Origin of the sequence: Flavobacterium sp. PL12 (genome assembly GCF_039123485.1) — a bacterium.
Classification (GTDB): Bacteria; Bacteroidota; Bacteroidia; order Flavobacteriales; family Flavobacteriaceae; genus Flavobacterium; species Flavobacterium weaverense.
This window is the reverse complement of the sequence record NZ_JBANDI010000018.1, coordinates 66,550-79,346: the sequence shown is the minus strand read 5'-3', so window position 1 is coordinate 79,346 and position 12,797 is coordinate 66,550. Positions and strand designations below refer to the sequence as shown.

Genomic DNA, 12,797 nt, shown 5'->3' with positions numbered 1-12,797 from the left:
TTTTTTAAGTTCTAGATATCTCATAATGAGATAAATATACGGAATTTATGATGTATAAACAATAAAATACGACATTATTTTATTCTAATTACTTAGATTGTTTTTTGCTTCTAAAAAATTTGATTATAGTCATGTTTAATATTCCGCTAAGACAAACAGATTACAATAAAATGAAATGATTTTTTTGTTATTTATTTATTTTAGTTGCTTTATGTTATATTTTTTTTAACTTTATGACTCACTAAATGAATGAGTTATGACAGTAAATCAAATTTTAAGTACTAAAGGAAAGGAAGTGTATTCCATTCTTTCAACAAACACTGTTTTCGAAGCGCTGACAGTTATGAGTGAAAAGAACATTGGTGCAATTCTAATAATAGAAAACACGATTTTAAAAGGTGTTCTTTCTGAAAGAGATTACGCTAGAAAAATTGTTTTAAAGTCTAAGTCTTCTAAGAAAGCGTTTGTTCACGAAATTATGGAGACTGATGTTGTAACAGTAACTCCTTCAGATAATTTAGAATTTTGTATGGAATTAATGAGCAAAAGGAGAGTGAGACATTTGCCAGTTTTAGAAAACAATATTGTTATTGGAATTATTTCGATAAGTGATGTTGTAAAAGCAATAATGGAAATGCAGAAAGATACGATAGAGCACTTAAACTCATACATTACGCAATAAAATCCTTAAAGCGTAATATTTATAATAGCCACAGATATTGTGGCTATTCTTGTTTGTTTCTATTGATAGTACGGTGATTTTTAGAAAAGATTAAGATAAATGACAACTTTTTAAACCAAGTCCTCTATCTTTGTCGGCTAGAATAAAATCTAATATCAATGGAAAAGAATAGTAAAAGAAGAGAAGCGTTATTGTACCATGCGAAACCAACTCCTGGTAAAATTCAAGTAGTTCCTACTAAAAAATATGCAACACAAAGAGATTTATCTCTAGCTTATTCACCGGGTGTCGCGGAGCCTTGTTTAGAAATTGTAAAGGATGTAAATAACGTTTATAAATATACTGCAAAAGGAAATTTAGTTGCAGTAATCACAAATGGAACAGCAGTTTTAGGTCTTGGCGATATTGGTCCAGAGGCTTCAAAACCAGTAATGGAAGGAAAAGGATTGTTGTTTAAAATATTTGCTGATATTGATGTTTTTGACATCGAAATTGGAACAAAGGATATCGAAGAATTCATTCAAACTGTAAAAAATATTGCTCCTACTTTTGGTGGAATCAACCTTGAGGATATTAAAGCTCCAGAATCCTTCGAAATCGAAAGAAGATTAGTTGAAGAATTGAACATACCGGTTATGCATGACGATCAGCACGGTACTGCAATTATCTCTTCAGCAGCATTATTAAACGCATTAGAATTAGCAGATAAAAAAGCAGAAGATGTAAAGTTAGTTGTTTCAGGAGCGGGATCAGCAGCGATAGCATGTGCTGATTTATATCTTTTATTAGGTGTGAAAATTGAAAATATTTTTATGTTTAATAGTAAAGGATTGTTGACAAAAGATAATCCTAAATTATCTAATTTGCAATTGAAGTATGCTAAAGATATTCCTCAAATGAATTTAGAGGAAGCATTAGTTGGTGCTGATGTTTTCTTAGGTTTATCTACGGGAGATATTATGTCTGCTCAAATGTTGCTTGGTATGGCTGAAAATCCTATCGTTTTTGCGATGGCAAATCCTGATCCAGAAATTGACTACAACCTTGCAATTGCAACGCGTAGTGATGTAATTATGGCAACGGGTCGTTCTGATTATCCTAATCAAGTTAATAATGTTCTTGGATTTCCATATATTTTTAGAGGTGCTCTTGATGTTAGAGCTACGACAATTAACGAAGCTATGAAGATGGCAGCCGTTAGATCGTTGGCTTTACTAACTAAAGAGTCAGTTCCAGAACAAGTAAATGTTGCTTACGGCGCTACAAAATTAAACTTTGGTAGAGAATATATCATTCCAAAACCTTTTGACCCAAGGTTAATTACTGTTGTTGCTCCGGCTGTTGCCAAAGCAGCGATGGATTCTGGTGTAGCTCAAAACCCAATTACAGATTGGAATAAATACGAAGAAGAGCTTTTAGACCGATTAGGTAACGACAATAAAATGTTGCGTTTGATGACTAATAGAGCTAAAACAGATCCTAAAAAAATCGTTTTTGCTGAGGCAGATCATCTAGACGTTCTTAAAGCAGCGCAAATTGTCTGGGAAGATGGAATTGGTTTTCCAATCTTACTTGGAAACAAACAAATAATTTTAGAATTAAAAGAGGAAATTGGCTTTAATGCTGATGTTCAAATTATAGATCCGAAAACAGACGAAGAAGAAGCACGTAGAAATAAATTTGCAACAACGTATTGGACTGCAAGAAAAAGACGTGGCATTTCATTTTTTGATGCCCAAAAATTAATGCGTGAAAGAAACTATTTTGCCGCAATGATGGTGAATGAAGGTGAAGCTGACGCTTTGGTTACTGGACATTCTAGAAGTTATCCTGCAGTGGTAAAACCAATGCTTCAACTTATAGAAAAAGCACCTGGAGCTTCGATTGTAGCTACTACAAACATGATGATGACGTCACGTGGTCCAATGTTTTTATCAGATACTGCAATAAATATTAATCCATCAGCTGATGATCTTGCTAAAATTGCAATTATGACTGCAAAAACGGCTAGGATGTTTGGTGTGGAACCAGTTATTGCAATGATATCATTTTCTAATTTTGGTTCTTCAACAAGTGAAAGTGCGACTAAAGTTAGAGAGGCAGTTGCTTACTTACATAAAAATCATCCAGATATAATTATCGACGGAGAAATTCAAGTTGATTTTGCATTAAACTCAGAGTTGATAAAAGATAAATTTCCGTTTTCAAAATTAGCTGGTAAAAAAGTCAATACATTGATTTTTCCAAATCTAGATTCTGCTAATATTACTTACAAGCTTTTAAAAGAGTTAAATAAAGTAGAGTCTGTAGGTCCAATTATTCTGGGATTAGATAAACCAGTTCACATTTTTCAACTAGGTGCGAGCGTAGAAGAGATGGTAAACATGGCTACTATCGCAGTTATTGATGCTCAAGAAAAACAGAGTAAAAAAGTAAAATAATCTACTGTTACGTAACAAAGAAGTAAAGTTAAAGTTGTAAAATTAAGTTAATCGTATGTTAAATTTGTTATATTTGAACATATTTTACTACTCATGATAGCACATTTACAAGGCAAGTTAGTTGAGAAATCACCTACGCAAATAATTATTGATTGTGGAGGCGTTGGTTACCATGTTAATATCTCATTACATACTTATTCTTTGTTACCAAATACAGATTTCATAAAAGTGTATACGCATCTTCAAATTAAAGAGGATGCGCATACACTTTTTGGTTTTATGGAAAAGTCAGAAAGAGAAATTTTTAGACTTTTATTGTCCGTTTCAGGAATAGGTGCAAGTATAGCGCGTACAATGCTTTCTTCATTAGATCCTAAGCAAATTACTAATGCTATTGCATCTGCTGATGTTGTTACAATTCAATCTATAAAAGGCATTGGAAGCAAGACTGCTCAACGAGTGATATTAGATCTAAAAGAGAAAGTCTTGAAATTATATGATTTAGATGAAGTTTCTATGCCACAAAGCAATAGAAATCGAGATGAAGCGTTATCAGCTTTGGAAGTTTTAGGTTTTGTACGAAAAACTTCAGAAAAAATAATAGAAAAAATTGTTAAAGAAGATCCCGATGCTTCTGTGGAGACAATAATAAAAAAAGCATTAAAAAGCCTATAAAAAGGCATTTAAGAAACAAGAGTTATATGCATAAAATTTGTACTTTTTTACTTGTTTTATCTTGTGGTTTTGCAGCACGCGCACAGGTAAAAGAGGTTCCTCAGGATACTGTTCAAACTGGTTTTTCTGTCGGAAAACTGCAGCTAAAAAATCCGCAAAGCATTCTATCTGCGTACACTTATGATCCCGTAACAGATCGCTACATCTATACTAATTCAGTAGACGGTTTTTCAATAAATTATCCTATAATTTTGACGCCAAAAGAATATGAGAGCTTAGTCTTAAAGGAGTCTATGCGCGATTATTTTAAGAAAAAAGTTGATGCCGTCGATGGAAAGAAAGAGGGAAGTGAGCTTGACAAAAGAGATTTACTACCTCGTTATTATGTTAAATCTGGTCTTTTTGAATCTATATTTGGAAGTAATACAATAGACGTTAGACCTACTGGATCTGTAGAAATGGATTTAGGAATGCGTTACACGAAGCAAGATAATCCTTCATTTTCGCCTCGAAATCGATCTAATACTTCTTTTGATTTTGATCAAAGAATAAGTATGAGTTTAATGGGGAAGGTGGGTACACGATTAAATGTAAACGCCAATTATGATACTCAATCTACATTCGCATTTCAGAATTTAATTAAATTAGAGTATTCTCCTTCAGAGGATGATATTATTCAAAAAATTGAAGTTGGAAATGTAAGTTTACCATTAAACAGTTCATTGATAAGAGGAGCGCAAAGTTTATTTGGAGTTAAAACAAAATTACAATTTGGCAAAACCACTATCACAGGTGTTTTTTCTGAACAAAAATCACAGACTAAAAGCTTAGTTGCTGAAGGTGGCGGAACAATTGAGAATTTTGAAATGTTTGCGTTAGATTACGATTCAGATCGTCACTTTTTCTTATCTCAATATTTTAGAAATAGATACGATAAATCATTAGCAAATTATCCATTTATTGATAGTAGAGTTCAGATTTCGAGAATTGAAATTTGGGTAACTAATAAGCAGAACAGAATTACTACAACCAATAATAATCTAAGAAATATAATTGCATTACAAGATTTAGGTGAAGCGCAGCTTTCTGGTTTAGCAGATAATGAAGTTGTTGTATTAGATCCTGCAACAGGAATTTTTAATAAGCCTTTTGATTCTCCTACCGATAACACTAATAACGATTACGATCCCGCTCAAATAACTCTAGGTACTGGTTTACTAAATCCTAATATTCGCGAAATTGTAACTGCTAATTCAGGGTTTAATGCTACCGTAAGTGAAGGTCAAGATTATTCCAAATTAGAAAACGCAAGAAAACTAAATCCGAATGAATATACTTTTAATCCGCAGTTAGGTTATATTTCGTTGCAGCAACGTCTAGCTAATGATGAAGTATTAGCGGTTGCCTATCAATATACGATAGGAGATAAGGTGTATCAGGTTGGAGAATTTGGTAACGATGGCGTAGATGCTACGATTGTCACAGGAAATACTCCTGCAACCACTGCGATTATTTCTCAAAGTTTGGTTTTGAAAATGCTTAAAAGTAACTTGACAAATGTTAAAAATCCAGTTTGGAATTTGATGATGAAAAACATCTACCAGATTCAAGGAGGTTATCAATTGAAGCAAGAAGATTTTAGATTTAATATTCTTTACACAGATCCTTCGCCATTAAATTATATCAGTGAAGTTCCTGGAAGTCCTTTTCCAGCAAATCCATCTAAAGAAAATGAAATTGCAGAAACTCCTTTACTGAAAGTATTCAACTTAGATAAATTAAATTATAATAACGATCCGCAAGCTGGTGGTGATGGATTTTTTGATTTTATGCCAGGTTTAACTATCGACGCGCAAAATGGAAGAATAATCTTTACTACTAAAGAACCATTTGGTGAATTGCTGTTTTCTAAATTGGCAAACAACGGCGCTGGAGAAACATATAGCAATCCGTCATCATACAATGCAAATCAAAAGAAATATGTGTTTCGTAATATGTACAGAAATACACAATCTGGCGCGCTACAAGACAGTGATAAAAATAAGTTTTTATTAAGAGGAAAATACAAATCTAGCGGAGGCGACGGTATACCAATTGGTGCATTTAATGTTCCACAAGGTTCAGTGGTTGTAACTGCAGCTGGAAGAGTTTTAGTCGAAGGAATAGATTATAGTGTGAATTATCAGCTAGGTCGCGTTCAAATTTTAGACCCATCTCTACAAGCTTCAAATACACCTATCGAAGTTTCTCTTGAAAATAATTCCGTTTTTGGTCAACAGACTAGAAGATTCATGGGTTTGAATGTAGAACATAAAATCTCAGATAATTTTGTAGTAGGTGGTACATTTTTAAAAATGTCTGAAAAGCCATTTACACAAAAATCAAGCTTTGGACAAGAATCTGTAAATAACACCATATTTGGTTTTAATACTAACTTTTCTACAGAAGTTCCCTTCTTAACTCGTTTAGTGAACAAATTGCCAAATATAGATACTGATGTGCCTTCAAATCTTTCGATAAGAGGAGAAATTGCATTTTTAAAACCTGATTCTCCAAAAGCGGATCAGTTTCAAGGTGAATCTACTATTTACGTAGATGACTTTGAAGGTTCTCAATCTACTATTGATATGCGTTCTGCTTACTCATGGAGTTTAGCATCGACGCCTGCACGTAATGCCAGAAGCACTTATGATTTTAATGCTAGCGCCAATGACTTGAGTTACGGATTTAAAAGAGCGAAATTAGCTTGGTACACTATCGATCCAGTTTTTTATACACAAAAGCCATCGGGTATTTCTAATGAAGATCTTTCTTTGAATTCGACTAGAAGGATTTTTAGTAGAGAATTATATCCACTTACTGATATTGCACAAGGTCAAACTCAAGTTGTAAATACACTTGATTTGAGTTATTATCCATCTGAAAGAGGTCCATACAATAACAATGCAAATGTTGCTGCAGATCCAATTTCTAATTATGGTGGAATAATGAGAGCTATTAATTCAACAAATTTCGAACAAGGAAATGTTGAATATATTCAGTTTTGGGTATTAGATCCCTATGTAGGAAATGGCCAATCAACACAAACCAACACTGGAAAAATCTATTTCAACTTAGGAGAAGTTTCAGAAGATGTTTTGAAGGATGGAAGAAAGCAATACGAAAACGGACTTGGACCTGACCAAATATTAACCAACCCAAGACCGCTTTGGGGAGATGTACCAGCTTCTCAATCATTAATTTATGCTTTCGATACAAATGCCGATAACAGAAAAAATCAAGATGTAGGTTTAGATGGTTTGTCAAATGCTAATGAAGGGTCAGTCTATACTAATTTTGCTACAGAACTAGATCCAGCAGCTGATGATTATACTTATTATTTAAATACTACAGGTGGAATTGTAGATCGTTATAAAAACTATAATGGTACAGAAGGAAACTCAGCAGTTAATATTAATGATCCTAATAGAGGATCGACTACACTTCCTGATGTAGAAGATATCAATAGAGATAACACAATGAATACCATCAATGCATATTATGAATATAGTATTGATGTAAGACCTGGAATGAATGTAGGTCAAAATTATATTACTGATGTTAGAAATACTCAAGTAACCTTACCAGATGGTTCTAGCACCGAAGCAAGATGGTTGCAATTTAAAATTCCAGTTTCACAGCCAGAAAATACAATTGGAAACATTTCTGACTTTAGATCCATTCGTTTTATGAGAATGTTTATGACTGGTTTTAGTTCAGAGGTGACGGTTCGTTTTGGAGCATTAGATTTAGTGCGAGGTGAATGGAGAAGATACACAAATACACTTGATTTTAATGATACAAATGTTGCAGATGATAAAACTGTTTTAGACGTTTTAGCTGTAAGTATTCAAGAGAATAATGAGAGATGTCCTGTAAATTATGTTTCTCCACCGGGAGTTGAAAGAGAACAATTGTATAATAACAATACGATTATCAATCAAAACGAACAAGCATTGTCTTTAAGAGTTTCAGGAGATGGTTTAGAACCTCAAGATTCAAGAGCTGTTTTTAAAAATGTAAGTATTGATATGCGTCAGTTCAAGAAATTGAAAATGTTTTTACACGCTGAATCATTGCCAGGTGAGATTGGTCTTCAAGACGATCAAATGGTAGGTTTTATACGTTTTGGAAATGACTTTACGCAAAATTTCTATCAAATAGAAATTCCTTTAAAAGTGACGCTTCCATCAGGAACATCTACTTCAGACTGTAGTTCTTTAAGTTCAGAATCTGTTTGGCCAGAAGAAAATGAGATTGATTTATCATTAGCATTATTGACCAAATTGAAAATATTAGCAATGAGTATTGATCCAACTAGTTTGCCAACTGATGGAATTTACTATCCCGATTCAGATCCTAATAAACCTGAAGGTGACGGAACAAATAGACTGCGATTAGGTATAAAAGGAAATCCAAATTTTGGTTTAGTGCGTACTCTTATGGTTGGTGTTAAAAACAGCGATCTTCGTAATGATATTAAAGGAGAAGTTTGGTTCAATGAGCTTCGTTTAGCGGATATGGATAACCAAGGTGGTATGGCTGCAGTTGTAAACGTTGATTCTAACTTAGCTGACTTTGCTACTGTATCAGCATCAGGTAGAAAAAGTACTATCGGTTTTGGAGCTTTGGAACAAGGACCAAATGAACGCAGTAGAGAAGATACGAAGCAGTACAACATCGTTACAAACATGAATCTTGGAAAGTTACTTCCTCAAAAATGGGGAGTAAATTTGCCTTTCAATTATGCTATTGGAGAAGAGACTATTACTCCTGAGTATGATCCTTTCAATCAAGATATAAAATTAAAACAGTTACTTGAAAACACAACAGACCAGAATAAAAGAGATAATATAACAAGTCGCGCAGTTGATTACACAAAAAGGAAAAGTATAAATTTTATTGGTGTTAGAAAAGAGCGTCAGCCAGAGCAAAAACAGCATGTTTACGATGCTGAAAACTTTACTTTTTCTCAATCTTTTAATCAGGTTGAAAGACATGATTTTGAAATTGAAGAGTATGTGGATCAACAAGCAAATTCATCTGTTGACTACGGTTATACTTTTCAATCGAAACCAGTTGAGCCTTTCAAAAAGATGGAGTTCATGAAAAAAAGTAATTACTGGAAGTTATTAAGTGATTTCAATTTTAATTACTTGCCTTCAAATATAACATTCAATACTAATATTAATAGACAATACAATCGTCAACAGTTTAGACAAGTTGAAGTAGAAGGAATAGGTCTTGATCCTTTGTATCGAAGAAATTTTGCCTTTAATTATCAGTATGGATTTAATTATAACTTGACTAAGTCTTTGAAGTTAAATTATACAGCATCGTCAAGTAATATCGTTAAGAATTATTTGAACGAAGATAATGAGCCTATTGATGCCTTTACAATTTGGGATAGCTATTGGGACATTGGAGATCCTAATCAGCACATGCAACAGCTTGTTGTTAATTATGAAATTCCAATTAACAAAATACCATTGTTTAGTTTTGTAAAAGCAAATTATTCGTACACGGGTGATTATAGTTGGCAGCGAACTTCAAATGCACTTTCCCAAATACAAATTGATGGAGCAGATTATAACTTAGGAAATGTTATTCAAAATGCAAATTCTAATAATTTGAACGCCACGTTCAATATGGAAATGTTATACAAATACTTAGGTATTTCAAAGAATAGTTCTAAAATTTTGCCGAAAGCTAAGGTAATTGCTCCAAAACCAGGAGAGAAAATTGTTAGTGCTAATACAAATCAAATACAAAAGAACAATCCTTTTGTAGATGGATTGCTAGGAATATTAACAAGCGTAAAGAATGTACAAATGAATTATACGTATAACAGTGGTACAATTTTACCAGGTTATACACCAGGAATTGGATTTTTAGGATCTTCAAGACCATCATTAGGATTTATTTTTGGAAGCCAAGATGACATTCGCTATGAAGCCGCAAAAAATGGATGGTTAACAGATTATCCTGATTTCAATCAGAATTTTACACAGGTAACTAATAAATTATTTAAAGCTACTGCGAGTATAGATTTGTTACCTGATTTAAAAATTGATTTGACATTAGATAGAGCTTTTTCTGAAAACTCTTCAGAGCAGTATGATGTAACTAATGGGGTATATAATCCTAGATCTCCATACAGCGCAGGTATATTTTCTATATCAGCGGTTCTAATTAAGACTTCATTTGCTGCAAGTGATGAGAATGGTTCTGCTGCATTTGACGATTTTAGATCAAACCGACTTACAATAGCAAATCGTTTAGCATTAGATAGAGGAATTGATATTAGTAATCCAATAAATAGAGATGCTGAAGGTTTTCCTTTAGGCTATGGTAAGAATAATCAAGCAGTATTGTTGCCAGCATTTTTGGCAGCTTATTCCGGTGGTAACGCAGCTGATGTGTCACTTGGAATCTTTAGAAGCTTTCCTATCCCTAACTGGGCAGTGAAATACAATGGATTAATGAAATTCGGAATTTTTAAAGAAAATTTCAAGCGCTTCTCTTTACAACATAACTACAGAGCATCGTACACTATTAATGCATTCAGATCAAATTTCGAATTTGACAATACTCCAAATGGAGTAGATGCAAGTGGTAATTTCTTTAATCAAACGATCATGTCTAATATTAACTTAGTCGAGCAGTTTAGTCCACTTATCCGTATGGATTTTGAATTGAAAAGTTCTTTAAAAGTACTGACAGAGATTAAGAAAGATAGAGCGTTATCAATGAGTTTTGATAATAATTTATTAACTGAAGTAAAAGGAGTTGAATATATAGTAGGTTTAGGATATAGATTCAAAGATGTGATTTTCTCATCGCGACTAGCAGACAGCCCAACAGGAATAATAAAAAGTGATATTAATATTGCTGCTGACATTGCTTATAGAAATAATCAGACTATTGTTCGTTATTTAGATTACAACAATAATCAATTAGCAGGTGGGCAAAATTTATGGTCTTTGAAGGTAAAAGCAGATTACGCATTTAGTAAAAACTTGACAGCAATTTTCTACTATGATCATTCGTTTTCAAAAGCAGTAATATCAACTTCTTTCCCTTTAACAAATGTTCGTTCTGGATTTACACTTCGTTATAATTTCGGGAATTAATTTTTTAAATTCTGAACTATATATGTACAGAAGATTGTTACATTTGTAACAGAAAACATATAGTATCAATTAATAATTATCAATTACAATTTAGATGAATTTACCAGCAAATTTAAAGTACACAAAAGATCACGAATGGATTAGTATTGAGGGCGATATCGCAACAGTAGGAATCACAGATTTTGCACAAAAAGAACTAGGGGATATTGTTTATGTTGAAGTAGAAACTTTAGATCAAACTTTAGAGAAGGACGAAGTCTTTGGAACAGTAGAAGCAGTTAAGACAGTTTCTGATTTGTTTCTTCCTTTAGCAGGTGAAATTATTGCTTTCAATGACGATTTAGAAAGTAATCCAGAAAGCGTAAATTCTGACCCATACGGAGCAGGATGGATGATTAAAATTAAAGTAGCAAATATGGATGAAGTAGAAGGTTTACTTTCTAGTGAATCTTATAAAGAACTAATAGGTGCATAAAAACCTTTATTTTTGGGCCGCATTAATCTGGTCTGGAGTAATTGCTTTTTTCTGTTTGGCACAATTTGAATCGGTTCCTTTAGGAGATGTCACAAACATCGATAAGTTGGTTCATGCTTTTTTTCATTTTGTATTGACTACTTTGAGCTTTTTATTTTTTAGAAGTAAGTTGGTTTCAAAGAGTTCTATAACACCATTGCTGTTTTCATTTTTCTTTTCCGTTTTATTTGGAATTGGTATTGAAGTAGCGCAGAATTTAATGACTACCACGAGACAAGCCGATGTATATGATGTATTAGCAAATATGACTGGTGCGACTTTATCACTATTACTTATTATTTTATTTGGTTTGAATAAAAAAAGCAGATAAAAGTACAACTTAAAAATCCCGCAATAGCGGGATTTTTTGCCTTTAAAATATCCCTATATTTCAATTTTAAAATTCTTAGAATACTTTCTCTTGAATAGTACAACGAAATCGTAAAGTGTTTCAATTCTCGTAAAGTTACAAATGGAAGTATTATTTAGAAATTATGTGATATAAAATGTATTTTTGTCAGTCTGAATTTTTGTAATTACAAAAGAAATACATCATGAATATTAAGCAATATTTAGATTCTACTTATTTAAAAACTGCCGAACAAGCTGGTATTAGTGAAGCAGAAAACATTGGCATAGCCACAGAATTTATTCAGGAAGCTATTGACGAAAATTTCAAGCTAATTATGATTCGTCCTAATCGAGTTGCATTAGCTAAAGAAATGATTGTTGAAGCTAAATCTATTGTGCAAATAGGAACTGTGATTGATTTTACAGAAGGAAAATCTTCTCTAGAGGAAAAGCTTGACGAAGCAAAAGTCGCAATAAATAACGGTGCAGATGATCTTGATTTCGTTTGTAATTACGAAGCTTTCAAAAACGGAGATATAGATTTAGTAAAAGAAGAAATTAGGGAATGTACAGCATTAGGACTGCTAAATAATAAAGTTGTTAAATGGATTATTGAAGTGGCTGCGTTAAATGAAAAAGAAATAATTCAGTTGTCAAGCTTAATTAAAAATGTTGTTATTTCTACTTTCCAAGAAGATTGTTTTTCAAAGGTTTTTGTAAAATCATCAACTGGATTTTACAAAACAGAAAATAATTTACCAAACGGTGCAACCATTCCTGCAATAAAAATGATGTTAGAAAACGCATCTCCACTTCCTATCAAAGCCGCAGGAGGAGTTCGTACTTATGACGAAGCTGTTGCAATGATTAAATTAGGAGTAAAACGCATAGGCACTTCTGGCGCAAAAATGATAGCAAATGGTCAAAAATCTAATGATGAATATTAAATTCAAAAAGCAATT

7 protein-coding genes are annotated in these 12,797 nt (G+C 32.8%); all 7 read left to right on the top strand.

Annotated features, from left to right (window positions below):
- Window positions 1-256 precede the first annotated feature (256 nt).
- The 7 genes from RCH19_RS09835 to deoC all read left to right on the top strand — a co-directional run bounded on the left by RCH19_RS09835 (window position 257) and on the right by deoC (window position 12,782).
- Window positions 257-682 (top strand): CBS domain-containing protein, encoded by a 426-nt coding sequence (locus RCH19_RS09835; protein WP_343023067.1) that lies wholly within the window; start codon window positions 257-259, stop codon window positions 680-682.
- Between the two features lie 158 nt (window positions 683-840).
- Entirely contained in the window at window positions 841-3,123 is a 2,283-nt protein-coding gene (locus RCH19_RS09830) for an NADP-dependent malic enzyme (protein ID WP_343023066.1), read from the top strand.
- A gap of 93 nt (window positions 3,124-3,216) precedes the next feature.
- The gene (gene ruvA, locus RCH19_RS09825) at window positions 3,217-3,798 is read left to right on the top strand and encodes a Holliday junction branch migration protein RuvA (RefSeq protein WP_343023065.1); all 582 of its coding nucleotides are present in this window, start codon (window positions 3,217-3,219) and stop codon (window positions 3,796-3,798) included.
- 26 nt (window positions 3,799-3,824) lie between these two features.
- Window positions 3,825-10,970, top strand: coding sequence for a cell surface protein SprA (sprA, locus tag RCH19_RS09820; RefSeq protein ID WP_343023064.1), 7,146 nt, complete (start codon window positions 3,825-3,827; stop codon window positions 10,968-10,970).
- A 94-nt stretch (window positions 10,971-11,064) separates the two neighbouring features.
- Window positions 11,065-11,445 (top strand): glycine cleavage system protein GcvH, encoded by a 381-nt coding sequence (gcvH, locus tag RCH19_RS09815; RefSeq protein ID WP_343023063.1) that lies wholly within the window; start codon window positions 11,065-11,067, stop codon window positions 11,443-11,445.
- The gene (locus RCH19_RS09810; RefSeq protein WP_343023062.1) at window positions 11,438-11,815 is read left to right on the top strand and encodes a VanZ family protein; all 378 of its coding nucleotides are present in this window, start codon (window positions 11,438-11,440) and stop codon (window positions 11,813-11,815) included. Before gcvH ends, RCH19_RS09810 begins: the two co-directional genes overlap by 8 nt.
- Before the next feature lie 223 nt (window positions 11,816-12,038).
- Window positions 12,039-12,782 (top strand): deoxyribose-phosphate aldolase, encoded by a 744-nt coding sequence (deoC, locus tag RCH19_RS09805; protein WP_343023061.1) that lies wholly within the window; start codon window positions 12,039-12,041, stop codon window positions 12,780-12,782.
- Window positions 12,783-12,797 lie beyond the last annotated feature (15 nt).